General features: G+C 49.8%; 17 protein-coding genes. 11 read left to right on the forward strand and 6 right to left on the reverse strand.

Annotated features, from left to right (window positions below; translation table 11 throughout):
• Positions 1 to 88 precede the first annotated feature (88 nt).
• Together CRN95_RS04175 and CRN95_RS04180 are read left to right on the forward strand one after the other, a co-directional pair.
• The gene (locus tag CRN95_RS04175) at positions 89 to 2,365 is read left to right on the forward strand and encodes a rhamnogalacturonan lyase (RefSeq protein ID WP_097020152.1); all 2,277 of its coding nucleotides are present in this window, start codon (positions 89 to 91) and stop codon (positions 2,363 to 2,365) included.
• Positions 2,366 to 2,377: 12 nt separating this feature from the next.
• Positions 2,378 to 5,038: a hypothetical protein gene (locus CRN95_RS04180; RefSeq protein ID WP_235002863.1), complete on the forward strand. Its 2,661-nt coding sequence runs from the start codon at positions 2,378 to 2,380 to the stop codon at positions 5,036 to 5,038.
• Between the two features lie 76 nt (positions 5,039 to 5,114).
• Here the strand turns inward: CRN95_RS04180 and CRN95_RS04185 are convergent, their stop codons facing one another.
• Positions 5,115 to 5,963: a TIGR02147 family protein gene (locus CRN95_RS04185; protein WP_097020154.1), complete on the reverse strand. Its 849-nt coding sequence runs from the start codon at positions 5,961 to 5,963 to the stop codon at positions 5,115 to 5,117.
• Positions 5,964 to 6,254: 291 nt separating this feature from the next.
• Here CRN95_RS04185 and CRN95_RS04190 point away from each other — a divergent pair, with 291 nt between their 5' ends.
• From CRN95_RS04190 to CRN95_RS04215, 6 genes are all read left to right on the forward strand, one after another.
• On the forward strand, positions 6,255 to 8,627 hold the full coding sequence (locus CRN95_RS04190) for an Ig-like domain-containing protein (RefSeq protein ID WP_235002864.1): 2,373 nt from the start codon (positions 6,255 to 6,257) through the stop codon (positions 8,625 to 8,627).
• Between the two features lie 61 nt (positions 8,628 to 8,688).
• Complete coding sequence (locus tag CRN95_RS04195; RefSeq protein WP_097020156.1) at positions 8,689 to 10,359, forward strand: LamG-like jellyroll fold domain-containing protein; 1,671 nt, start codon at positions 8,689 to 8,691, stop codon at positions 10,357 to 10,359.
• A gap of 91 nt (positions 10,360 to 10,450) precedes the next feature.
• A complete protein-coding gene (locus tag CRN95_RS04200; protein WP_200816177.1) occupies positions 10,451 to 10,771 on the forward strand; it encodes a DUF4160 domain-containing protein in 321 nt (106 codons plus the stop codon).
• 3 nt (positions 10,772 to 10,774) lie between these two features.
• Positions 10,775 to 11,008 carry a DUF2442 domain-containing protein gene (locus CRN95_RS04205; protein WP_014546645.1) on the forward strand — a complete coding sequence of 78 codons (234 nt, stop codon included), beginning with the start codon at positions 10,775 to 10,777 and terminating at the stop codon, positions 11,006 to 11,008.
• Positions 11,009 to 11,131: 123 nt separating this feature from the next.
• Positions 11,132 to 12,262 (forward strand): glycosyltransferase, encoded by a 1,131-nt coding sequence (locus tag CRN95_RS04210; protein ID WP_097020157.1) that lies wholly within the window; start codon positions 11,132 to 11,134, stop codon positions 12,260 to 12,262.
• A 2-nt stretch (positions 12,263 to 12,264) separates the two neighbouring features.
• Positions 12,265 to 14,787 carry a DNA topoisomerase III gene (locus tag CRN95_RS04215; protein WP_097020158.1) on the forward strand — a complete coding sequence of 841 codons (2,523 nt, stop codon included), beginning with the start codon at positions 12,265 to 12,267 and terminating at the stop codon, positions 14,785 to 14,787.
• Positions 14,788 to 14,909: 122 nt separating this feature from the next.
• On the opposite strand, the gene CRN95_RS14760 is transcribed toward CRN95_RS04215, so the two are convergent.
• Complete coding sequence (locus CRN95_RS14760; RefSeq protein WP_159462269.1) at positions 14,910 to 15,392, reverse strand: hypothetical protein; 483 nt, start codon at positions 15,390 to 15,392, stop codon at positions 14,910 to 14,912.
• On the opposite strand from CRN95_RS14760, the gene CRN95_RS04220 reads away from it, so the two are divergent.
• Positions 15,385 to 16,368, forward strand: coding sequence for a glycoside hydrolase family 3 N-terminal domain-containing protein (locus tag CRN95_RS04220; protein ID WP_159462270.1), 984 nt, complete (start codon positions 15,385 to 15,387; stop codon positions 16,366 to 16,368). The two genes, CRN95_RS14760 and CRN95_RS04220, sit on opposite strands and share 8 nt — an antisense overlap.
• On the opposite strand, the gene CRN95_RS04225 is transcribed toward CRN95_RS04220, so the two are convergent.
• The 4 genes from CRN95_RS04225 to CRN95_RS04240 all read right to left on the reverse strand — a co-directional run bounded on the left by CRN95_RS04225 (position 16,365) and on the right by CRN95_RS04240 (position 20,124).
• Positions 16,365 to 17,174: a hypothetical protein gene (locus CRN95_RS04225; protein WP_097020160.1), complete on the reverse strand. Its 810-nt coding sequence runs from the start codon at positions 17,172 to 17,174 to the stop codon at positions 16,365 to 16,367. The two genes, CRN95_RS04220 and CRN95_RS04225, sit on opposite strands and share 4 nt — an antisense overlap.
• 30 nt (positions 17,175 to 17,204) lie before the next feature.
• The gene (locus CRN95_RS04230) at positions 17,205 to 18,815 is read right to left on the reverse strand and encodes a hypothetical protein (RefSeq protein WP_097020161.1); all 1,611 of its coding nucleotides are present in this window, start codon (positions 18,813 to 18,815) and stop codon (positions 17,205 to 17,207) included.
• A 151-nt stretch (positions 18,816 to 18,966) separates the two neighbouring features.
• Positions 18,967 to 19,533, reverse strand: coding sequence for a PolC-type DNA polymerase III (locus CRN95_RS04235; protein WP_088630553.1), 567 nt, complete (start codon positions 19,531 to 19,533; stop codon positions 18,967 to 18,969).
• A 6-nt stretch (positions 19,534 to 19,539) separates the two neighbouring features.
• Positions 19,540 to 20,124 carry a hypothetical protein gene (locus CRN95_RS04240; RefSeq protein ID WP_088630552.1) on the reverse strand — a complete coding sequence of 195 codons (585 nt, stop codon included), beginning with the start codon at positions 20,122 to 20,124 and terminating at the stop codon, positions 19,540 to 19,542.
• A gap of 154 nt (positions 20,125 to 20,278) precedes the next feature.
• Between CRN95_RS04240 and CRN95_RS04245 the strand changes: the two genes are divergently transcribed.
• Together CRN95_RS04245 and CRN95_RS04250 are read left to right on the forward strand one after the other, a co-directional pair.
• Positions 20,279 to 21,202: a glutamate--tRNA ligase family protein gene (locus CRN95_RS04245; RefSeq protein WP_088630657.1), complete on the forward strand. Its 924-nt coding sequence runs from the start codon at positions 20,279 to 20,281 to the stop codon at positions 21,200 to 21,202.
• Between the two features lie 29 nt (positions 21,203 to 21,231).
• Entirely contained in the window at positions 21,232 to 25,308 is a 4,077-nt protein-coding gene (locus CRN95_RS04250; protein WP_097020162.1) for a hypothetical protein, read from the forward strand.
• Positions 25,309 to 25,406: the final 98 nt, after the last annotated feature.

A 25,406-nucleotide genomic window follows, 5' to 3' on the forward strand; every position in this document is an offset into this window, starting at 1 on the left:
TCATTAGGCACACCACCAATATCCAGGTTTATATTAATCTTGCCGGATTATTGTTGTTTGGTTTTTCGGCTAATAAAAGGGATAGGATATGAACAAAATTTGGTGTTTGGGATTGTCCCTAGCGCTTGGGCTAGGGAGTGCGCAGGCTGCGCGACAGATGGAATGGCTGAATCGCGGCTTGGTCGCTGTCAAGACGACTAACGGAGTTTTCCTCAGTTGGCGAGTTCTCGGAACAGACGGCAATACGACCGGTTTTAACCTGTACCGCGATGGCGAGAAAATCGCTAGTTTTACGGGTTCACAGGCAAGCAACTACACAGATACAAAAGGAACAGCATCGAGCAAATACTCAGTGAAGGCTGTTGTCGGCGGCAAGGAAATGGCGGCGGATGCAGCAGTTTCTGTTTGGAGTAATCAATATCTGACCGTAAATCTTGACCGTCCGAATGGTGGGAGCGATTACACCTACAGCCCGAACGATATCGCGGTAGGCGATGTAGACGGCGATGGAGAATTTGAGCTGATTCTCAAGTGGGATCCGAGCAATTCTAAAGACAATTCGCAGAAGGGCAAAACCGGCAACGTCATCATCGATTGCTACAAAATGAATGGCAAAAAGTTGTGGCGCGTTGACCTCGGCGTAAATATTCGCGCAGGGGCGCATTACACGCAGATGCTCGTGGGCGACTATGATGGCGACGGCAAGGCAGAATTTGCCGTAAAAACAGCGCCCGGAACAAAGGACGGTAGCGGCAATTACTTGTCACTCGGTTCTGCAAAAGGCGCAGACCACAGCAAGGATTACAGGAATTCAAACGGCTACATTCTTTCAGGTCCCGAATGGCTCACGATTTTTAACGGCGAAACCGGCAAGGAAATGGCGACGGTTGATTACAATCCAGGTCGTGGCACCGTCAAGAGCTGGGGCGATAGCTACGGCAACCGCGTTGACAGATTCCTCGCGACAAACGCCTACCTTGATGGTAAAAAGCCGAGTATGGTATTTCAGCGCGGTTACTACACCCGAATGGCAATTACCGCCTACGATTGGGACGGCAAAACGCTTTCACAGCGCTGGTATTACAACGCGGCAACGAGCGGACAGGAATGTTACGGGCAAGGCAATCACAACATTTCCGCAGGCGACGTGGATGGCGACGGTTTCGATGAAATCATTGAAGGTAGCAGCGCCATTGACCACAACGGGAAATTCATGTACCGCACAGGCAAGGGTCACGGCGATGCCATGCACTTGAGCGATCTCGACCCCGATAATCCCGGTCTTGAAGTTTGGCAAGTTCACGAAGAAAAGCCCTACGGCTACGATTTGCACGATGCCCGCACCGGCAAGTTGCTTTTTAGCGAAACGAGCTCCGGGGACAACGGGCGCGGCGTCGCAGGTGACGTAGATTCACTAAACCGCGGACACGAACTTTGGTCTGCCGCAAACTGGAACACCTATACCGTAAAAGGAAAAATTTGGAAAGCAGACAAGCGCCCCGCTTATAACTTCCGTATTTATTGGGATGGCGACTTGCTTGATGAACTGTTGGACAATACGACCATCAGCAAGTGGGACCATGCCAAGCAACAGAGCAATACGCTTTTTCAGATGCAGGGCAACAGCTGCAACACCACCAAGGCAACGCCGAACTTTAGCGGTGATATTTTAGGCGACTGGCGCGAAGAAGTCATTTTGCATGATGGAGCTTCCAAGCTCTACATCTACACGACCACCATTCCGACGGAACACCGTATGTACACGCTTGCGCATGACCCGATTTACCGTCTCGGCATGAGCTGGCAAAACACGGCCTACAACCAGCCTCCACATTTGGGATTCTGGCTGTACGGTAACAAGGACAAGTTCCCGACGCCTGACATTACGCTCGTCGGCGATCATACACCGAAACCCGCCGCGATTATCAAGCAGGGCGCAGGTTCCAGCAGCCAAGCCATTGCGCTCGGTGATTCGATTGTCCCGTTCACTTTTGCAATCCAGAATGCCGATGGTGCAACAGTCAAAAACCTCCCTGCAGGCGTAACAGCCAAATGGAACGCACAGACAAATTCTCTATACTTCAGCGGAACTCCGACCGTCAGCGGAGAGTTCACCTACACGATCACCACAAAGGGAGGCAACGCGGAATACGGCGAAGCAACCCGCAGCGGGAAATTTACAATTACCGACACAAATGCCCCTATTATTCCTGCGGATAGTACAAATGGCATAGCGGATTCCACGACAACATCGCTAAAGTCCCATGTGCAAAGAATGCTGATGAATGGTTCCGGGCGAATTTATGATTTGCGAGGTCGTCTCGTGAAACAACGTAAACATAGAGGTGTTTACTTGACGCGATAAAAGGAGTTTATTATGGGATGTTTTGGACTAAAAATGTTGACTAGCGCGCTCGCCGTTTGGCTCGCAGGGGCATCGCATGCCTTCGCGGGTTCGCCAATCGTCAAAGTTGATTTTGACATGAGCGGCCGCAATTCGAGCGAGGTGACAGAGCCGAATTACATTCCTTGGGTGGTTTCGGGCGTCACATCTAAAGACACGACTCTTTCAGGCGTGAAAGTAAATGTCTCGGGTAGCGGTAACCTCAGGGCAAATTGGTACAAGGCCGGGGTACAGTCACCTTCCTATGCAAAACTAGTGTGCGATGGTGTGATGGTCGAAGGCGGCGGAAACATTACTCTCACGTTCTCAAATCTTGCAGCAGGGACGCACAGCCTCCTTTTGTACCTGAACAACGTCGATGGCGTTGTGGCAAGCAACAGCATTGATGTCTACGTGAACAATTCAAAGCAAGCCTCGGTCAAACCAACAAATCGCGCACTTTCGACAGGCGAGGCGGCGATTGCCTACGTGACTTTTAATGTGGGCGGGACGAGCGCATCGACTGCCATAAAGCTAAACACAGGTACGATTACCCTAAACGGTTTTGAATTGAATGTGCCCAATGCGGCGGCGCAGGCAACCGGCCCTTCTCCGACGGATTTGGATTACCACGCACCGCACGAAAACGGAGCCTTGACACTTTCATGGACGGCGGCGAAATCCGCAAAAAAACATCAGGTTTATTTTGGTACGGATTCTGCAACGGTTTTAAAGGCGACAGCCTCGACAGCCGACGTTTACAAAGGCGAGCAGACGGCCGCGACATACAAAGTTTCGGACACAAATCCATTGCAGACCTACTACTGGCGCGTAGATGAGGTCGATGCGAACGGAACGGTTACAGCAGGAAATATCTGGTCATTCAAACCAGGGCGTTTAGCGTTTGAAGGAGCCGAGGGCTATGGTCGTAACGCGGTCGGTGGCCGTGGCGGAAAAGTCGTGTACGTAACAAATCTGAACGACGATGGAGCCGGCAGTTTGCGAGAGGCATGTACGGCAGACATCGGTCCACGAACCATCATGTTCAAAGTCGCAGGCGTAATACAACTCAAAAGTCGTTTGGTCTGCAATCAGGATTACGTGACGATTGCGGGGCAGACGTCTCCCGGCAAGGGTATTACCATCAAGAGCGCCCCCATCGGCTTTACGGGCAAGGATATGGTTATCCGCTTTATGCGCGTGCGCTTAGGTTACGGCACAACTTACGATGGCATGGGCCTTACAGGTGGCGACCACAGCATTCTTGATCACGCAAGTATCAGCTGGACAATTGACGAAGCTTTTTCTAGTCGCGGCGGCAAAAACCTGACGCTACAGCGCACTTTGATTTCGGAAGCCTTGGATGTTGCTGACCACCAAAATTATGCAGCAGGAACAGGGCATGGATACGCAGCAACAATCGGCGGCGACATCGGGAGTTTCCACCACAACTTGCTGGCGCACAACGCAGGGCGCAATTGGAGTCTTGGCGGCGGACTAGACGGTAACGGCTATTATGCAGGTCGCTTGGACATTTTCAACAACGTGGTCTATAACTGGAAAAGCCGCGTGACCGATGGCGGAGCGCACGAAGTGAACTTTGTCGGAAACTACTACAAGGAAGGCGCAGGCACAACTCTTCACGGCTATACGTTGCGCGCCCAATTTGAAGGAACTGGCAAAGGTTCGCAAGCTTACTATTACCACAACAACATTTTGCAAGCCGCAAACGGTTCATTCACTTGCAATGGGAACAACGACAACTGCGGACGCGAATACACACTGAGCGGCGGGCAAGTTCTCGATTGGGAACCATGGAATAGCAAACCTTTCTTTGATTCTTACGCCACAGTGCAGAGCGCATCGGCAGCATACAAGGACGTGCTGAGCGATGTAGGCCAAACCATGCCTATTCTCGATAATCATGACCAACGCATGATTCGGGAAACCAAAAACGGAACTTACAGCGTCGTGGGTTCTGTCGGCAAAACCAAAGGAATTCCCGACCGCGAAACGGACGCCGTTGACACAGCGAATATCAAGGGCTGGGAACCGTATCCGAGCACAAGCTGGGCAAACGATTACGACTCCGATCTCGATGGTCTTCCGGACTGGTGGGAAAATATGTACGGTTACAATCCGAAATCCAAGAGCGGTGACTTTAGCGAATCTAACAAAGACCGATTGGGTGACGGTTGGACAGAACTGGAACGCTACCTGGAATGGATGGCTCGCGCGCACTACACCTTCGCGAAAGGTGAAACCCAAGTCATTGACCTTGCTCAATTTACCAAGGGCTACGACAACGGCTCCTATACCGTGAACGCCCCGACAGGCGTAACCGCAACCGTGAGCGGATCCAAGATGACTGTAAAACTTGCCGATAACTTCGGCGGCGTGGGCTACATCAAATTTACGCTCAAGGACAATGCAGGCGACACCTTTAGCCGCAACATCGGCGTGACGCAACAGCTCGCAATATCAACTATTGTTGCAGGAGACTCCACAGAAGTCGGTGATTCAACAACTACCGCAATTATGAATCGACAAGCGGCAAACCGCAATGATTTACGTCTGTTCCCTCGCAAGCAAGGTTTCCACGACTTGAAAGGCCGCCGCTTCGAAAAGCAAATTCCATACAGAGTAATGTTTTAAATATTCTCATCAACCTAACCAAAACACCTCGGCGAACGCCGAGGTGTTTCGTTGTAGGATTTGATAGAGAGAAAAATTATTTTCCGCCGACAGGGAACAGCGCAAATTGCAACTGAAAAACTTTATCTGAATTCTTATCTTCTTCGGCGATGAGCGCAATTTCCTTGCGGAAGGCGTTGATGCGCTCCACGATGCGTTCGTAACCTTCCTGGCTAATGCCTAGCGTAAGCCCAGAAACATGACGCGAGCCCGGCGGGTCGCGATCAATAGAATCCGCAGCAAGCTTTAGACAATGCTGGTGGAAACCGCGCAGCGCAAGTTTTGACGTGCGGTCCCCCGTGCTAATCGCGCTCTCGGTGAGCACGTATTTGCCGTCATCCCCTTTCTTGATAAGTTCACAGTCTTCGAGCAACTTGACCGATTTTTTTGCCTCGTCCGCCGTCACATGCGGGTGGACCATTTTCGCAAGCGCTTCATAATCGCCGTCAAAACCGAACATGCCGATAAGACTGCGAATAATCAGGTGCCGCCAATGCGAATACACCATGTACTGCGCATGCCCGAGAATATGCTGTTTCTCGGAAAAGCGCACCACCTTGAGCGCCGCCTGCATTTCTTCAAACGCAGCATTGCGCTCCTCCATCGTATCCGCCTGATTGAACTTCACAAGCCCAATAAAAAACTCGGTCTCGTGCTTACCCAAGCGAAGTCCAGAAGCCACTTTCGGGATGCTCGCGCTCGAAAGATTCTTGTCACCGTTCATCACGCGACTGATGAAATCTTTGGCCTTGAACCCGATTTTATCCGAGAAAACGCGGAGCGAAAAGGCAGGGTTCGCCTCCTTCTTTGCGCTATAATAATCCTTCAAAAAATCCCGGTAGTCCAGGTATTCGAAGATTTTTTTCCCTAGTTTCTTTTCGCCCATGCCATAAATGTAAGAAAATTATGTTTTGCGGAGTATAAAAAAGCGACTTTAGCGTTGTCCAGAAACAACGAGAAATTTGGCTTAACGAGAAAAGCGCTTTGAAGTGCGCGCCGCAAGATTTAGATTATGGGTATGGGGGAATAATCCCCCTAATTGCAGCCCGCTTCGCGGTCTTCCATTACCCCCAATGCGGGCTTCAAACGCCAGCCCGCAACGCCTGGCTTAATTGCTATAAAGGGATGGAACAAGCCAAAAGTTGGGTAATCGCAAAAAAAGTGAGGAACAATGGGTATGAAAGGTTTTGGTCACATCGCTCTTGCAAGCGTTGTCTCAATTTTCGGAATTTCCGCAGTACACGCGGCAGATGCGGCTGCAAAAATTCAAACCTCTGAAGTCGTTACGCTCCCGTCCGATGCCGCTTACGGCGGTGGCGATAAAATCGGTTCACAGCTGATAGCAGCCACTTACAATGCAGGGAATGGTCCTGGCATTTGGATTGTCGCCGATGGCGGCTACAGGCTTTACCACAACGGTTCACTCCTCGCCGAAGATAACCAGGCAGGCCGAGTGCGCTTTATCCCGATGACATTCCTGCCCGGCGAAAACGCCATTTCTGTCGTGAGCGCGAACGGCAAAGGCGCCCCGGGCGTTCTCGTGCAAATCGACGACCTCGACAAATCTTACTATTCCGGCAGTGGCTGGAAGTCAAAGCCCGTTGTCAGCAACAACTCCTGGAAAAACAAGGGCCGCGACCTTTCGCAATGGGGAGGCGCCACAACGCTTTCTTACGCAAACAACAAGCTCCCGAGTGGCGGTGCGCTCGAAAATTTCGCCACAAAAACACAAGCGAAATGGATTTGGACAAGCGATGAATCCGACCCAACAGCAGTGCTCCTTTTCACGTTCAATGTGAAGGCCGAAGGCTTCGGTGTCACCACAACGGGTGGCGACGCAGGCAAAGTCGTCATTGCAAGCGATTCCGCAAGCATTCGCAAGCACTTGCAGAGTAACGACGCCGTTACAATCCTCGTGCCCGAAGGCACTTACGACTTTAGACAGTTCCGCAACGCCGTCACCGAAGCCAAAAGCAAAGGCCGCACCTGGTGCAAGACCACCTGCACTGAGAAAAACCGCGTCACCGGCAAGACTAACACGTTCTACCGCATCACTTTCAAGGCGAACAGCTGCAGCGACCTCACCGAAGCCGGCGTGCAGATTGTGCAAGAAAGCGAAAATCTGCAGGCGTGGAGCAACTGGATTACCACCAAGCCGAACAAGAGTCTCGTGGGCATGGGCCGTGGCGCAAATCTCCGCGGAGCATCCATCGCCGTGCGCAGTAACGAAGGTTCTGGGAACCACATCTACCGCAACCTCGCGATTTACGATGTGAACCCGCACTTGATCGAAGGCGGCGACGGCCTTGAAACCGTAGGCACCGCCAGCAAGCACGTAGACAAATTCTGGGCCGACCATATCAGCTACAAATGGATTTCCGATGGCATGGATATGGAATTTGTTGACAACGCCACCATCAGTTATCTCGATTTTGACGGAGCCAACGAATACAACTGCTGGGGTACCGACCCTTACATGGCTCTCGTTGAAGACGCCCATTTAACTTACGCCAACAACTACTGGCACAACACTTACGGTCGCGTCCCGAAAGTCACCGGTGAAAACAACGGCTCGCAAGTTCATTTGTACAACCAGTACGTCGATTACAACCGCTTCTTTATCGCAGGCGCAAACGGTCACAGCGCAAACGCCAAGGCTTACGTGCGCTACGAAAACAGCTACATCAGCGATGGTCAAGGCTACCTCGCCGAATGGGGCGATAACGGCTACGTTTACTTTAGCGGAGTTACGTTCGGGAACGGCACTAAGCAACAGCACCGCTACAACGGCACCGTGAAAAGCGGAGTCCCACAAGCCGAAACATTCAACCCGAGCTACAGTTTTGAAAAGCGCAATGTTGCAGACCTCCCGAAAGAAATTCCGAACCTCTCGGGCGTGGGCGGACGCTACGGCAAAATGCCCGAATACAACCAGGGCTTCGGTCAAAGCAACAAGGCTGCAAGCGTAACGCTCACCGCACCTGCCGCTGGCGCAAAAATCACTGCAAGCGCAGACGTGACCTTAAAAGCCGACGCCAAGGACAACGACGGCTCCGTGAAAAGCGTTGCATTCTACGTCGGCAACACGCTCGTCGGAACCGCCACCGCAGCGCCTTACCAGGTAAACGCGAGCGGTTTCGAGCCGGGCACACATTCCGCAGTCGCCGTCGTGACGGACAATTCTGGACTCACATGGATGTCTGAATACGTAACGTTCACCGTCGAAGGTGCGGCAGAATCTAGTTCCAGTGCGACTCCCGCAAGCAGCTCAGCGGTCGCGGAATCTAGCTCTAGCGAAGTTTCTTCATCGAGCGTCGCGGAATCTAGCTCCAGTGCGACTCCCGCAAGCAGCTCCAGCGAAGGGACCATCGGCATCGCCTCCCCCATGCAGCGCGCGACCGAAGCCGAAGCAGGCTTCTACCGCATCTTTGACATTCAAGGACGCCCGCTGTACTCCGGCAACAGCAAGCCCGCCAGGATGCCCGCTGCGCACGTCATCGTGATTGAATACTCCAAAACAGGCAAAACATTACGTCACTATATCCAATAACGATTACTATAGCGATTAATAGCCCACCCGCTTTTAGCAAATCTTATATATATTGGTATCAATGAAGTTCTGCAAAAACATATTGGCTGTTTCAATTGCGTCCGCCGCAATTTTTGGAGGTTGCTCCTCCGACAGCCATATTGCAGGCAACAGCGCCGAGACGGGTTCTCCTGAACTCGCCGGCATTTTCCTTTTGGATAACGGCAAGCCCGCCGCATTTGCGCGCGTGCATTGCGTCCCTAGCGACTTTGACGCGGCCTCAGGCGAGCTCCCCGCCGCCTACACCACGGAAACAGATTCCACAGGCTACTACAGCCTCGATTCCATTCCTGCAGGCACTTACGCCGTCGAAACTTTCCATGAAGAATCCGGCAAGCGGTTCCTCGAACAAAACGTAAGCATCACCGAAGACGATTCCATCGCCGTTAGCGACACACTCCGCGCACCAGGCTCTGTCGAAATCGCGTTCAACAGCCTCATTGAAGACGGCACGTCCGCCGTGGTCACAATCCCAGGAACGACCATTTTACGCAAAGTGACAGTCCTCGGGCAAAAAGCCATTATCGACAGCTTACCCACCGACACGCTCGGTCTCAGAATTTATATAGAAAACGACACGTTGGATTACGGGGATGTCTACGTCAAATCAGATACGACCGTCCAGACGCTCGTCAACTATCCCCACATCGAATACACGTTCGTCGCCCCGCTTGCACTCCCCGAAGGCGAAGACACGCTCTCGTCTTTTGTGAGCGACATTCCGCTTGCGCTCCGCCTGACCGCAGAAAACAGCGACATCGATACACTCGCTCGCTTGCAAGGCCGCTGGGAAGTTGTACGCATTTCAAAAGATGGCAAGCGCAGCAAAAAGCTCCCGATTGTGAATTCAGCCTTTGACGAAAAAGAAGCTATTTTCTGGGTAAGCGTGGATTCTCTAAACGTCTCCGACTCACTCGAACTTTCATTCAACAACGCGCTTGAATCAGGTTACGCTCACGACGTATTCCCGACTAACCGCAGCTATTCTCTCGTGTACCATTTCGATAGCGGAACCGACATCAAGGACGATGCCGAAAAGGGCTATTTCGACGGATCGCTAACCGCCACAGAAACGGGAACCGAAACGGTGGCAAATCTCAACGCAGACGGCGTTCTCGGCACATCCATCGCGCTAGACGCGACAACATCAATCACCGCGACAAACTCCGCCAAGATAGACTCATCTCGCAAGGTTAATTTGTCCTTTGACGGCAAGCAATTCTGTTTCTCGCTGTGGGTTAACCTCGAATCGCTAAAGCAACAGACCATCTTTGAAAAAGCAAACGAATATGCGCTCCGCTACGAGCCAGACCAGGGCTTTGTCGTAGAATTCTACCACGTTGCCACCAAAAAAACAGGCGACGAAAACTCCACGGACACCACAAGTTACAAACAAACGTGGACATCCGGTACAAAAGGAATTGAAGCAGGCAAATGGATATTCATTGCATTCAGCAAGCATTCCATACCACAAACAAGTTACTTTATCAACGGCGTTAAAATCGAAGCCGAAGAAACCCGCAGCGATTGGGATGGCAACCGCGAGCTCACAGACTTTAAAATCGGTGGATTCACCGGGAAAATAGACGAGCTCATGCTCGGTAGCGCATTCCGCGACGATTCCTGGACTCGCCTCACCTACCTCAATCAAAAGCCCGAAGATTCCTGGCCAAAACTTTCCGCAAAAAAGTAAGCTAGCATTTCACCGCACTTAGCGGATTCATTTTTTTGAGCAAAGACCTCTTGCCAATCGACTTTTGCAAGTTTATATTTCAAATGCTCAAATGAGCAAAGAAAATCAAAATTTTTCGCAGTTTCACGCTTGTCTGCGAAAAGGAGTCAAAATGCCGGAATTATGCCGTTTTTTAGGTATCATCATACAAATGTACTTCAACGACCACATGCCTCCGCACTTCCATGCAATATACAACGACTTGGAAGGAATCTTCGAATTATCTACATTTCAAATGCTAGAAGGCAATCTTCCAGCAAGGGTCAAAGGTCTCGTTATTGAGTGGGCGACACTCCATAAGCAGGAATTGATTGACAACTGGAATTCGTTAACAAAAACGGGGATGTATAAAAAAATAGCTCCGTTGGTTTAAACAATGCTGCATGTGATAGACGCAAAATATATTGACAATTACAAGATATCCGTCACATTCAATGACGGATATCATTTTGTTGCAGATTTTGAGAAAGTCATCAAATCAGACCATCGAGCAATAGTGAAGCAACTCGCAGACCTAAACGTGTTCAAGGATTTCTGCTTGCAAGCCCACACAATTACGTGGTCAAATGGTGTAGATTTTGCGCCAGAGTTTATCAAGAGCTTGCACTAGTCACTGCCCACGTGTTCAGCACTTAGTTACTTACTATTATATTATATACGCAAAAATGCCCCGCGATTTTGAGGGAGCGTTTTAAACTTTCAAAAAAACCTTATTACATTTTGCCGAAGAACAATGTTCCTTACGGTTTTGACATACGTAGCCATCGGGCTTTTGGCAATACTCGCCATCTTCTATCTCGGGTTAGAAGTGCGGTTCTACCGTGCGCTCGGGCGAGTGCGCGAAGGCTTTGCCGATCCGGAACCGCTCCCGAAGGTAAGCATCCTGATTGCAGCGCGTAACGAATCCGAAGGCATCCGCGAAACGCTCGATTCCGTCCTCTCGCAAGATTACGAGGGCGAATGGGAGGTCTGGGTAGCCGATGACCGCTCCACGGACGACACCCCGAAGATTCTCGCGGAATACGAAGCAAAGTTTGAACGCCTCCATGTGCTCACGATTGATTCCATCCCCGAAGGCGTGAGCCCTAAAAAGCAGGCTCTTTCGAAGCTCATTGACGCCTGCAACGGTGAAATTCTCTGCCTCACAGACGCCGACTGCATCGTACAGCCGTCCTGGATCAAGTTCCTCGTCAAGGAATTTGAACCGGGGATTGAACTTGTCGCCGGGCATTCGTACATCCCAACAGACAAGAGTTCGCCGTTCATCATCTGCATGCAGGCGGTTGAAACGCTGATTTACCGCATCGCAGGCACAGCAGGCCTCGCCATGCACCTCCCGCTCACAAGCACTGGCAACAACCTCGCCTACCGCAAGAGCTTCTTCCAGAGCGTGAATGGCTTTACAGGCGTCATCAAGATCCAGAGCGGAGACGATGACCTCCTGATGCAAAAACTGGCAGCCGACCGTCCATGGGCCATGCGCTACTGCATCACGCCCGCCACGTTCGTCACCACAAACGGCAAGGAAACACTCAAGGCCCTCTGGGAACAGCGCAAGCGCTGGGCATCAAAGACCATCTACTACACTCCCAAAATCGTCTTTGTGCTCTCGATGGTATTCCTGTTTCTCACCATGCTCTGCATCACCGCAGCATTCTCGATTTTCAGTTTCAAAATTTTCGTCGCCACATTGATAGCGTTCTTGTGCAAGAGCGTTGGCGACATGGTTCTCATTATTCGCGGGCTCAAAATATTCAAGCAGGAACACCTCCTCAAGTGGTGCATCCCGGTTGAGTTCATCCACGCCCCCTTTACCGTACTGGCCGTACTGTTCGGACTGTTCGGACGTTTTAAGTGGAAATAAAAATGGCAACGACTAAAACAACAACTAAGGCGACAACTAAAACCACTACAAAGAAGACCGCCACCAAAACGGCAAAAGCGGCCGTCGAAGGTAAGACGCTCATCATCGCGGAAAAACCCAGCGTGGCAGCCGACCTCGTCAAAGTGCTCGGTGCAAAGTCCTTCAAGAAAGAAACCGCCTATTACGAAAGCGACACGACCATCGTAAGCCATGCGATCGGTCACCTTGTTGGTATCGCCGACCCGAAGGATATTGACGAACGCTACAAGGCATGGGACATGAAGACGCTCCCCATGCTCCCCGAAAAGTTCCCGCTCGTCGCCCTCCCGACCACTAGAGCCCATCTCTCCGCCCTCGGCAAGCTCATCAAGCGCAAGGACGTGACGACGATTATAAACGCATGCGATGCGGGCCGCGAAGGTGAACTGATTTTCTATTACATCGTGGACTACATCCTCAAGGGGAACTTCAAGGGCAAGACGTTCAAGAGACTTTGGATGCAGAGCATGACGCCTGCCGCCATCAAGGACGCCTTTGAACACCTCCGCACCGAAGAAGACATGGTGAACTTGAGGAACGCCGCCCTCTGCCGCAGCGAAGCCGACTGGCTCGTAGGCATGAACGGCAGCCGTGGCCTCACCGCCTACAACAGCTCTATGGGCGGCTTCCAGATTACGCCGTGCGGACGCGTGCAGACCCCAACGCTTGCCATCATCGTGAAGCGCGAAGAAGAACGCAACCGCTTTGTTCCGCAAAAGTTCTGGACCATTGAAGCCTCGTTCGATAACTCCGGCGCCGGTTACCAAGGCAAGTGGTTCACCGTCGATAAAGAAAATAACAAGGACCGCGTCAAACAGATTTTTGACGAAGCTCGCGCTCAGGAAATTCTCGCCAAATGCAAGGGCAAAACAGGCTCCATCGAAGAGACCACCGCCCCGAGCCTGCAGAAGTGCGGCCAGCTCTATGACCTTACCACGCTCCAGCGCGAAGCGAACAACCGCTTTGGATTCAGCGCCAAGACAACGCTTTCCATTGCGCAATCGCTTTACGAACATTACAAAGCAACCACGTACCCGCGTACCGACAGCCGCTGCCTGCCCGAAGACTACGTGGCTCCGGTGAAGGCAACCCTCGGAAAAATCGAAGGTCCGCTCGCCAAGTTCGCTCAAGAAGCTTTGGACAAGAACTACGTGAAGCGTACGCCGAAGGTCTTTGACAACTCGAAGATTTCGGACCACTTCGCCATCATCCCGACAGGCGTCGTGCCGAAGGGACTCTCCGAAGCCGAAGAAAAAATCTACACGATGATTTGCCAGCGCTTTATCGCGGTGTTCTTCCCGCCAGCGCAGTACTTGAACACGACCCGCATCACGACCGTCGAAAACGAGACCTTCATCACCGAAGGCAAGATTCTCGTGGACCCGGGCTTCAAGGCTATTTACGGCAAGGAATCCGACGAAGAATCGAACATTCCGAAGCTGAACGGCAACACCGCCAAGACGCTCGAAATTGACGCTAAAGAAGACTTTACCAAGCCGCCTGCACACTACACCGAAAGCACGCTTTTGTCGATGATGGAAAGTGCAGGTAAACTTGTGGAAGACGACGAACTGCGTGACGCCATGAAGGAACGCGGTCTCGGAACGCCAGCCACACGCGCCGCCATCATTGAAAAGCTCGTGAGCGACAAGTACGTTGTCCGCGATGGCAAGGAAATGATCCCGACCGCAAAGGCTTTCGACCTCATCAGAGTTCTCTCCGCCATGAACTGCGAAGCCCTTACCAGCCCGGAACTCACCGGCGAATGGGAATACAAGATGGACCTCATCTCGAAAGGCAAGGAATCTCGCGAAACGTTCATGAACGGCATCGTTGAAATGACAAAGACGATGGTGAAAAACATCAAGGGATTCAAGGAAGAAAGCACGACCGACGAAGCAAGCTTCAGCCCCGTGAACGGCAAGAAGGTTTTCGAAACGGTCAGCCGCTATACCACCGAAGATGGCATCGTCATCCGCAAGATTATTGGTGGCAAGCACCTCACCGAAAGCGAAATCGTAGAGCTCTTGACCAAGCGCAAGATTGGACCGCTCACAGGTTTCCGCAGCAAGAAGGGCGCTGAATTCTCGGCCGTTCTCATCATTAACGACGAGAACAAGGTTGAATTTGTCTTTGACGAAAAGCCCGAAGAAATCGAACTCGGTGAAGTTATCGGCAAGTCTCCGGTAGACGGCTCCGACGTTTACGAAACGCTCACAGGCTACGTCTCCGAAAGCTACGTGAAAAAAGAACCGAGTGGCATTACGCTCCCGAAGATTCTTTTGGGCAAGGAACTCCCGCTCGACGACATCAAGAAACTGCTCGCCGGCGAAAAGACTTCGCTCATCAAGGGTTTCCGCAGCAATAAGACACGCCGCCTGTTCGATGCGTACCTCACGCTTGTGAAAGGCAAGCTCAAGTTCGAATTCCCACCGCGTGAATTCAAGCCCCGCCGATTCGGTGTAAAGAAGAAAAGTGAAGAGTAATACTCCAAGAACGTCATTCTGAGTCCACAAGGACGAAGAATCCAGTTAAACTTCACTGGATCCTTCCACTTTCAGTGTCAGGATGACAAATGAATTTCTGTGTCAAGAAGACACAATGAATATTAATACATGACCTTTAGACTTTTACTTACACTTGTTCTTTTCGCGACTTGTTCTGCGCTTGCTTCGGGAAACATTCCTAAAGCTAAAGCGCCGTTGGCCATCGAAGATAGCATCATCATGCCCGCAACAAGCGCTTCTGCAAAGAACACAGCCCCTGTTGCACAGAACGAAACGCTATTGTACGCTAGTTCATCGTCCGAAGAGACCATGTGCGTGATAGAATCCTCGTCAAGCGTACAGCAGATGACGCCCGCCGTGAGCAGTTCGTCCGCGACTCTCGCGACATCAAGCTCTTCCGCGACCTCTAGTTCCGCGACTCTCGCAAAAGACTCAACGAATCTCACAACCTCCAGCTCGTCCACAACAGTACAGTCTTCGTCGAGCGTTGCTAAGTCCGGCAAAAATCCGTACAACTTGCCCGATGAACTCATGCCGTTGTGGAATTCCATGTCCATGCGCCAAAAAGCAGGCCAAATGATCATGGTGTTCCTCACCTCTCCGCAATTCATAATCGAGAACGAACTCGGCGGCGTGCTCATCACAGGCAAGCACCTCCGCAGTTTCGACAATTACAAAGAACGAATGGACGAAATCGACAGGAACTTGAAGATTCCTCTTTTCACGGCACTCGACCAAGAAGGCGGCCTCGTTAACCGTTTAGTATCGTATTCAAAGCAATGGGAAGGCCTCCCGAGCGCCCGCGAAATGCGCCGTATGGACACCACGCAAATTTACACACTCACGAAGAAAATCGGGCGTACACTCAAAGACATCAAAATCAATATGAATCTGGCCCCGGTTCTGGACCCGTCCAAAGACCACCGCGGCACAAATTCGTTCATGGAAGAAAGCCGCCGCTCCTGGGGTAACGACACCACGAACGCATACAAAGTCAGAGCATTCGTCAACGGCATGCGCGACAACGGCGTCATCTGCGTTTCAAAGCACTTCCCCGGTTATGATTCCTGGACCAACAGCGACTTGCAAATCGCCATCAGCGCCTCGCCCAAAGAAAGAATCAACCAGAACGCGAGCTTTTTCAGGACTCTCTCCAAAGACATCCCCGTCACAATGATGTCGAGCGTCCACTTTTTGCGCATTTCCAGCCGCCCCGCCGTCTTTGACGCCAACATAGTCAAAATGGCACGCCGTGGATTCCCGGACATGGTCGTGCTTACCGATGACCTCTGGGGCACCTCGCTTCGCGCCTGGGCAAGCGGCAAAACGCAAATTCCTCCTCGCAAAAACTATCCGGAAAAAGATTTCAAGCGCCTCATCACTGCCATCATCGACGCAGGCAATGACATTCTCATGATTTCTTACACGTCCAAAGCCAAGGACATGCTCGACATCATGATGGAACTTTCCGATAAAAGTTCAAAATACAAGCGACGGATTGAAGAATCCGCCGCCCGCATCCTGAAGCTCAAATATAAAGCTGGAATATTAAAGCTTTAATTAGCGCATGTGCCATAGACTCCGACTTTTTCGATATCAAATCGAATTGCCACATCATAATCAGAATTTTGAGTGAAAACAACTTGAATTGCATGCATATGAGCCACAGCATCAGCTATGGTATACGCTTCATTTGCATAGTATTCATTAGTCGTAAAATCAGTCCAAGCCACATTCAAGACCCTTAATTCGCCTTTGTTGCCTGTAATTAAATTTTCGTCAACTTCATATCCAAATTTTGCATTGTAATTACGAGAAGACACATAATTATCAGCAACTTCCAATCGTACTTGCATTGATTGAAGTGCATTAAGATAATCTACAGAGCTTCCTGAATATACAGCTTTATATCTTATACAAACCCCTAGCACAGAAGAAAAATTGTATCCTTCCAAACTATCTGGTCCAAGAAAGTATTGGAGAAGCAAAGCGTTCCAAGAGCCATCTGTAGCCGTCAAATATACCTTGCCACAAACGCCGCCATTACAGCGAACCAAAACTTGCTGGTCAACAGGCTTACCATCGCCGGGAGTATACTCATCAACAATCGCAGCCTGATCAGGATTCGGTCCCCATTTTACATCAGCATTTTCATTTCCAGCATCTATAAAGTAGTACCATAATCCATTAAGGTCAGCACTACTCGTTGATACCGCAGAACTACTGCTTTCATTAAGAATCATGCCACTACTTACTGTCGGTGCAGAAGGCTTGGCATCCGAACTATCATCTCCACAAGCCACGAAAGCCATTGTAGAGAAAGACACCGCAGCAATCGCTGCCATTTTTAACAGTTTCTTATTCATAAGCTCCCCGCTTGTTGAGTTGTTAGTTTGTTAATCTTCACAAGTGCCGTAGGCACCGATTTTTTCAATATCAAATTTTATTTCACCGGCATCGTCCCACAGTGAGAAATAAAATCTTATCGTATACAAATGTTGTACAGTTTCATTAATTGTTTTCCATTCGTTTCTAGGAACCCAATTGACACGAGAAAAATCAGACCAGCGGATATTTATGACATCCCCATCTCCAAATGTTTCTGGCAACATATAAGAAAGCGATTCAAATTCTTCACCCGCTTCCATAGAAAGCAAAGCAAGTCTCATGTCCGGCTTATCCGCTTTATACTTTAAACATAAACCAAGCCAAGAGGAAACATCCGAGCCATTATTTTCATCTGGAGTTACATTAAAGCCCATCCAGAAGTTTTCTGTCTTTTCGCCGTCTACATTTTCATCATAATTATCAGGCTCAGGCTGAACAACCTTAACCGATATGATATTATGCCCCTCATGGACAAGCTCTTGATCGTCATTTACTTCAAAATACATATCTGCAAAATACTTACCCTGTTCAGGATCTTCTTCAATTACCTCATCATAATTAGGCCCCCAATAGGCCTCGGTTACACCCGATTTTCCCATATACCACCAGCCACCATTCCAGTCAACATTTTCACCCACAAGTTCACAATCCGCAAAATTATCAGGATCAGTTATACCACTGGAGAGGACGCGATGATTGGGGCTACAAAATCCATCCGCACTATTCTTTCCATAGTACCAGGCATCGAAACCAACACCGCGGACCTTCTCTACATCCTTGCCATTCTTGATGATGCCAACGCTCTCACCACCACACATCAGTTCAAAACCAGAACCATCTTCGAGAGCAGAAGCCGTACAGCTAGAACCATTCCTGCCTTTAACACCATTGGTCCCATTTTTGATTATACCGACAACATTTCCACCACAAGAAAGTTCAAAGCCAGATTCATCAGCAAGCGCCGTAGCATTACAACTGGAGCCTTCTTCACCTTTTTTACCATTTTCACCATTCTTTATGGTACCAACCACCTTGCCACCACAAGTCAGTTCAAAACCGGAGTTATCGGCCAGAGGCTCCGCACTGCAACTTGTGCCGTTTTTTCCATTGGAGCCATTCTTAACCATTCCGACAACTTCACCACCACAGATTAATTCATAACCAGATTTATCATCAAGAGCCTTAGCACTACAGCTTGTGCCATTCTCGCCATTTGTTCCATTAATACCATTGGCTCCATTCGAACCATTCTTGATAACGCCAACAACTTCGCCATCACAAGAGAGTTCAAAGCCCGATTTGTCCGTCAAGGCCTTTGCCGTGCAGCTTGAGCCATTGACACCATTGACGCCGTTTGTTCCATTTTTACCATTAGTTCCATTGGTGCCATTCTTTATGGTGCCGACCACCTTGCCACCACAAGTCAATTCATAACCGGAGTCATCGTCCAAAGCTTTAGCACTGCAACTAGTGCCATTCTCTCCATTTTTGCCAGCAACGCCTTGTTCTCCTGCAGGTCCCTGAGGGCCTTCAGAATCTTCACCGCATGCGTTAAACGCAAGCATGGACACGAACGAAAACGCAGCAACCGCTGCATATTTTTTAAGCTTGATAGACATAAGCTCCTCTCCTGTTGTCTTTTTTAAAGTAAACAAAAAAAACAAAATCGTATCAATTTATTTCAAAGCATGACCAAAAACATGTTGATAAAGAGTTGGTAAACTATAGTTGTCACACTTTTTTGCGCGATTTACGCAATTTTGTCAAGCCCTACTTACTAAACGCCTGTTTCTTGGCAACGGAGATATTCACGACGTTTTTCATCACGCCAGCCTCGCCGACCTTCTCCAAAGCCGATTTCAAAATGGCGGCCGCAGCAAGCGTATCGTCCAAGGCACGGTGATGGTTAAAGTCTGGAAGCCCCAGCGATTCCGTGAGTTTGTGCAAACTGTAACTCGGCTGCCCCGGGAACACACGCCGCGAAAGCTTTACCGTACAAAGTCTCGCTGGGTTGAACTTAATACAGCAGCGCTTCAGTTCCGCAGTCATGTACTTGCAGTCGAACTGGACGTTGTGTGCTACAAAAATGCGGTCTTGCAAAAGTGCTGCCACATGTTCTGCAATCGCTCCAAATTGCGGTTGTCCACTCACCATCTCGTCGGTGATGCCCGTCAGTTCGCGGACAAACGGCGTAATCGGCGTTCCTGGATCTACAAGCGCGTGGTACGTTTCAACAATTTCGGAACCGTCCATCAGGGCGATTCCGATTTCCATTATACGATTATCTTCACCATGTCCGCCGGTCGTTTCGAGATCGACTACCGCAAATTTTAGCAATGCAAATTACCTAACGGGGATATCGATATCGAGCGTCTCCATCCCGTCTCGAGCCTGCACACGCGCAAGCATCACATTGGACTTCGGGTGCCCGTAAACAGGGACGACGAGCAGGTTAGAAACGCCTCTCTGTTCACTCGGAACCGCATCGGTATCGTAAGCTGTTTTCGTAAATATAGGTTTCTTGCTGCCATCGTACAACGAGTACGTCAACTTGCGGGGCATTCCCTTCTTGATTTGCGACGTTTTCACCTGGAAATAGATGTAACCGCCCTTCGGAACGGCTCTCAGGCTGTCACGAATTTCTTCTTCAGTCGCATAGGCGGCTTCCATAGCAAGGCGAACATTATTGCGCACGCGGTCCGGAGATTCGTATTCCACCATCACATTGAACTTCGCATCTTCGGGAATAGCGCTCTGGCGCACATCGCGAATATTGCTGTTGTTCTGATGATACTCCCATCGACCATTGTCATGTAATATTACCGTTGCGCCGTTCGAAGCCGTAGCGACAACATCGTTAGCGAAAGCATTTGCTGCAAACGCAAAGAACAGAGCCACACAGGCTCTAGAAAGACTCATTCCACCCATAAATACTCCAGTTTGACATCCCATCGTTTATTAATATATCATAAGAAATGGCGTTTTGACGCAAAAAACAAAATAAATATGTTTTTTCATAGAATTTGTGTGACTTTAGTAACATTTTTACAACTTATATTTGCTCCGTAACTACATTTGCACCATGTCTGGAAAAATTCGATTCGCACCGAGCCCCACGGGTTACCTTCACGAAGGCCACTTGCTTTCGGCTCTTTATGTGTGGGCGGCTGCCAAAAAATGGGATTTAAAAATCCATCTGAGAATCGAAGACCATGACCAGAGTCGCGCGCGCCCCGCTTACATCGCAGGCATCCGAGAAGATTTGGAGTGGCTTGGATTCAAGTACGATTCCGAGAGCATACAAAGTGCCCGCGGACCTATCTACGAAGCCGCCCTCCAAAAACTTGTCGACAAGTCGCTCGTTTATCCGTGCTATTGCAGCCGCAAGCAACTCCTCGCCGAAAATCCGCAAAGCGAAACCGGTGAAATCATTTATCAGGGAAAATGCAAACATCTCGTCATCCTGAGCGAAGCAATTCGTCATCCTGAACGAAGTGAAGGATCCAGTGAAGTTTTGAGTAGCAACTCAGCGCCGCATAACCTTCGTTTTATCGTCCCCAATAAAGTTATCGACTGGCACGACCTGCGCCTCGGGGACTTTCACGAGAACCCAAAACTCCAGTGTGGCGACTTCCCGATCCGCGACCGCGACAACCAATGGACCTACCAGTTTGCCGTTTGTGTCGACGACATCGACGAGCAAATCACACATATCGTCCGCGGAGAAGATATCCGCAACTCCACAGCCCGCCAAATAGCGCTCATGGAAGCACTTGGCCGCAAAGAACGCGCTGTCTACCTGCACCACCCGCTCATCGTGGACGACAACAACAAGAAGCTTTCCAAACGCGAGCTCGCCCATAGCCTGCGCCAAGACAAAGAAGCCGGCATCACCCCCGAGATGCTCTTCGGACGAGTCTGCCACAAGGCGCATCTGACAGAATCGGACTCCCCGATTACCCTCATTGACGCTATATCCATAATTATGGATCAAATTCCAACCTAGATAGGTTAAAAAAAATTTATATTCGAGACATGGCATCAACGTCAGTGTCCGCAACCATTGAAAAAATCCGCGAAGAGGCAGCAGTCTTTGAAAGCAAAGACCGCTTGCTCAATTTTTCTCAAAAGAACAAGTTCCAGTCTCCACTGCTTTTAGGCAACGGCGACCAATTTTTTGAAGCATGGCAAAAAGAGCCCACGCCGCGCGCACTTGCCGAGTTTTTCCCCGTATCCTCAAAATACGATGAAGAAAAGCAAGCAGCCGATCTTCAAAAATTCTGCAATATTTTAAAGACAAAAGTCGAGGACTTTTGCAATCAGGATTTATACATGGCAACGGGATTCATCAAATGGGGCGAAAAGTCCCTTGCCCCGGCCATCCTCATCCCGCTGACCTACGATGCCGAAAACGACACCGTCGCTATTTCCACACGTGCCCCTGTCGAAAACATTGCGCTTCCGATGCTTGATAAAAACATCAAGTTTCCAAAGGCTTTAGACTTTATCAAGAATGGCACTTTTGGAATTCAGAAATTTTTCGATACGCTCGAAAAAAGAATTGAGCCCAAAACAGATTGGAAGTTTACACGTAACGGCTATTGCATCACGTTCTACAGCACAAACAAGCTCCTCCTCAAAAAGAAGCTCACAAACGAATGCTGGGCAACAGCCAAAGCAGCAAACAACGAATTTTTCATAGCAACGATTGGTAATGACGGATTTTTGCCAAAGCCATCGCTTTTTGAAGAAATCCCCTACGACCACGTTTATAACCCTGCCGATCACTTTTTCCCCTACACAACCGATTCGCAGACGAACAAGGCTGTCATTGACGCTCTAGACGGAGATAGCGCCTACGCTATTCAAACGCTCCCAGGAAGCGAAAAATCTAAAGTCGCTGTCAACATCGTCGCAGACCTTATCCAACAAAAGAAAAAAGTCTGTGTAGTATGCCGCAGGGCCATCACCAAGTTCAACTTTGAAAACGCCTGGAACCCGCCGTTCCGTTCGTTCCAAGGTCCTGACCGCGATACGCTCAAGACATCGCTCAGCGACACCCGAGCAAAACTCGTCTCGTATTACGATGCCGTCAATTTCCCGCTCAAGCCCAGTGGAGTGACGCTCACCGAGCTGCTTGATGAAATTGCAAAATTAAAATCGGTCAAGACAAAGTTTGCAAGCGATCTTTTCAAGAACATCGAAGATGTGCGCTATAAAAAGTTCAAGTCCATGCAAACGAGCTTGGAACAAATAGAGCAACTATTCTTCAACGAAAACGGAATCGAAATTTATAACGCCTTCCAGGGAATCACGCTACCAGCTGTATCGCAAGATCGCAAGACCCAAATTGGCGAAGACCTGGAACAAGCTAAAGCATTAGTCGAAACCATCAAGCCGTTTGTCGAATGCATGAACAAATCCAAGCTTTACCTCGATGGGATTAAGCTTTCGGATGTTTTTGCACTCGCAAGTGTCTTCAAGAAAAACTTCGACAACGAGATGCCCGGTTTTGAAGACTGGGACCTGCATTCAAACGGTTGGATAGCCTATCAAGATGACCTGAACGATTTACCGAACGCAGGAGCTCGCTGGTCAAGCTACCGTCGCAAAGGTTCCGACATTTTCACGGACGAAGCCATCGATGCCAACGTCCTTGCTGCTCGTAAAGAATTTGAAGAAAGCTTGAGTTCTGCACTCAAGGCACTCTCGGATCATTACCGTAGGCCAAAGCGCATTTTGCTCAGTGTTTTCAAAGACCCTAAGAACATCACCTCCGATGACATGCTTATCGAGCAAATCGACAAGCTTATCGAAATGCAGGAATACAGGCGCAAGTACAAAGACTCCTCTGTACTTGCCGCTCGTTTGTTCGGTAGAGACTGGAAATACGAAAAAACTGACTGGAAGGACTTGGCCGATAAAATCCGCCATTACTACGTCTTCCGAGCACGCATCAAGAATAGCGACCAGCACGACTACCTGCTTCAGCTTCTCGCCAAGTGGCACCTGTTCAGGCAGCACTTTGAAAAGCTGGACCGCATCTTGGTCAGCGCCGAAGAATTGCAGAAGAAGCTCCAAAGCATAAGCAAATCGTTCAACTTGAGCACATCCATGGAAACGCAAAACGTGGATTCATGGCTCGAAAAGATTGAACGCTGGTCCGTATTGTGGAATGCACAGGACATTTACTTGCAGCTCCGCGAGCACATGGAAAACATCAGCGATTCGCCATGCGAAAACCTGGCCCAGTTCGTAAGCGATACCAAGAATGCGAACAAGGATATTCCCATGGCATTTGCCCGCGCCTGGACCAACAGCCAAATGCAGGCCGCAACCGCCAAATGCCCTGAACTTTTCAGCCCGTCATCGAAGAATCGAAAGCAACAGGGCAAGTTATTCCGAACGCAGCTAGATCAGTTCTGCAACGCAAATTTCCGTGCCGCGCACGAATGCATCAAGGATTCGCCAGCACAGCTCCAGATCGTTACGTTATCGCAAACATACGACTGTGATTTCGAGTCGTTTGACGCAACGCTATTTTTGGATGCCGATTGCATGACAATTGCCGAAGCCATGCCAGGGATTTTAAAGACAAAGAAAGCTATTCTCTTTGGAAACCCATGCGCCCCGGCACTCGAAATGCTACCGACAGACGCATGCAACATGGATATTTCGTCGCAGTCCATTTTCTTCAAGGACAATGTACTTTCGGCTGCGCTCCGCAAGGGAATCCCGACTCGTGTGATTGGCTACACAGCGCAATACGCAGATCCGTCGTTATTCAGTTTTGCCAACAGCAAAATCTACAATAACGAAATGGCCCAGTTCCCGAATTCGACATTATCCACAAGCAAAATGCAGACGATTAAAACCGTCCGCGACAAAGTCTTGTCCATTGCAGAAAAAGCGGTTCAGCACGCGACAAAGAACCCAAGCCAGACTCTTGGAATTGTAGCATCGACCCAAAATCTTTGCAGTGAAATCGAAAACGCCATTCAGGCGCTTTTGCAAAAGAATCCTAGCCTGGTTCCGTTCTTTACGCAAGGGAACCTTTCAAATAAATTCTACATCAAGACCATTGAACGCGCTGTAGATCTTTACCGCGATGTCATCTTTGTCTGCGCCGATATCGACTGCATTTCAAGTGTTGCCAGCACCCGCAAGCTTTCAATTTGCACAACGCTTGCCAAACAAAGCCTTACGCTTTTCATCTCGGACGATGATGCGGACAAGCTTGCAACTGTGAAGCCCAATCTTTTCCAGGAATGGGTCAGTTCTCTAAAGAGCTCGAAATGTGCAACCGCGAACAACGACGCACCCGAATCCATTCTTGACACACAAATTAAGGAACTGTTTGTAAAGCAAAGCATTCCTTTCAAGGACTGCATTTCGACAGGCAACATTCCGGTAGGTCCAGTCGTCATTGACGCAAACAACTCAAAGCGTTTCCTCGCCGTTATCGAAAGCGACTGCAGCAGAGCCCCTTACAAGGAATCCATCGAAGATCGCGAATACACACGCCCCAATGCACTCTCAAGATTCGGATGGAAGGTCCTTAACATGTGGCTCCCGCTTTGGAATATTTCGAATGCCGACGAAAAGGAAAACCTCATCGCCACAATTGCGATCGAACAAAGCGTCGCACCGCCACCGCAAGAAGACATTCCTCTCGATGATGCTGAAACAGGCATTTCTGTGAAAATCGAACCGTACTGCGTAAAGCACCCCGCCATTGCAGGGACGGAGAATCAATCCATCTCCGAGCTTCCAAAAGAGGCTCTCATCGAGCAGCTGAAGTTCTACATCGACAGCGAATCGCCCATCCACGGCGAGGTCTTATTGCAAAGGATGCTGGAACTGCACCACGTCGAACGCACAAGCGCAAAGATCAGCGCCGCATTGAACGAAGCCATCAAGCAAGCACTGCACCAGAAGCTGTTCGTCAAAACGGGGCCGTTCTTCTATTCTCTCACAAACAAGAACGTCGTGCTGCGCGACCGCTCCAAGAGGCCTGACAGCGAACGCAAGATATCATACATATCGCCCGAAGAACGCGCCCTCCTCAAGCTCGATGACCACAGCATCAAGCAGATGCTCGGCGTGCTGTAAGCGTTAGTATAAAAAGTCATTCTGAGCGACAGCCAAGGAGCGAAGAATCCAGTAAAGTCTTGGTCTAAAAACGAAGCAAGAGCAGGCTATTGCCTGCT

This window comes from Fibrobacter sp. UWB16 (assembly GCF_900215325.1).
GTDB lineage: Bacteria > Fibrobacterota > Fibrobacteria > Fibrobacterales > Fibrobacteraceae > Fibrobacter.

Bases quoted from the DNA above. Each gene is read 5' to 3' on its own strand.
- CRN95_RS04175 (WP_097020152.1), top strand. From the start codon at position 89: ATGAACAAAATTTGGTGTTTGGGATTGTCCCTAGCGCTTGGGCTAGGG.
- CRN95_RS04180 (WP_235002863.1), top strand. From the start codon at position 2,378: ATGGGATGTTTTGGACTAAAAATGTTGACTAGCGCGCTCGCCGTTTGG.
- CRN95_RS04185 (WP_097020154.1), bottom strand. From the start codon at position 5,963: ATGGGCGAAAAGAAACTAGGGAAAAAAATCTTCGAATACCTGGACTAC.
- CRN95_RS04190 (WP_235002864.1), top strand. From the start codon at position 6,255: ATGAAAGGTTTTGGTCACATCGCTCTTGCAAGCGTTGTCTCAATTTTC.
- CRN95_RS04195 (WP_097020156.1), top strand. From the start codon at position 8,689: ATGAAGTTCTGCAAAAACATATTGGCTGTTTCAATTGCGTCCGCCGCA.
- CRN95_RS04200 (WP_200816177.1), top strand. From the start codon at position 10,451: ATGAGCAAAGAAAATCAAAATTTTTCGCAGTTTCACGCTTGTCTGCGA.
- CRN95_RS04205 (WP_014546645.1), top strand. From the start codon at position 10,775: ATGCTGCATGTGATAGACGCAAAATATATTGACAATTACAAGATATCC.
- CRN95_RS04210 (WP_097020157.1), top strand. From the start codon at position 11,132: ATGTTCCTTACGGTTTTGACATACGTAGCCATCGGGCTTTTGGCAATA.
- CRN95_RS04215 (WP_097020158.1), top strand. From the start codon at position 12,265: ATGGCAACGACTAAAACAACAACTAAGGCGACAACTAAAACCACTACA.
- CRN95_RS04220 (WP_159462270.1), top strand. From the start codon at position 15,385: ATGATCATGGTGTTCCTCACCTCTCCGCAATTCATAATCGAGAACGAA.
- CRN95_RS14760 (WP_159462269.1), bottom strand. From the start codon at position 15,392: ATGATCATTTGGCCTGCTTTTTGGCGCATGGACATGGAATTCCACAAC.
- CRN95_RS04225 (WP_097020160.1), bottom strand. From the start codon at position 17,174: ATGAATAAGAAACTGTTAAAAATGGCAGCGATTGCTGCGGTGTCTTTC.
- CRN95_RS04230 (WP_097020161.1), bottom strand. From the start codon at position 18,815: ATGTCTATCAAGCTTAAAAAATATGCAGCGGTTGCTGCGTTTTCGTTC.
- CRN95_RS04240 (WP_088630552.1), bottom strand. From the start codon at position 20,124: ATGGGTGGAATGAGTCTTTCTAGAGCCTGTGTGGCTCTGTTCTTTGCG.
- CRN95_RS04245 (WP_088630657.1), top strand. From the start codon at position 20,279: ATGTCTGGAAAAATTCGATTCGCACCGAGCCCCACGGGTTACCTTCAC.
- CRN95_RS04250 (WP_097020162.1), top strand. From the start codon at position 21,232: ATGGCATCAACGTCAGTGTCCGCAACCATTGAAAAAATCCGCGAAGAG.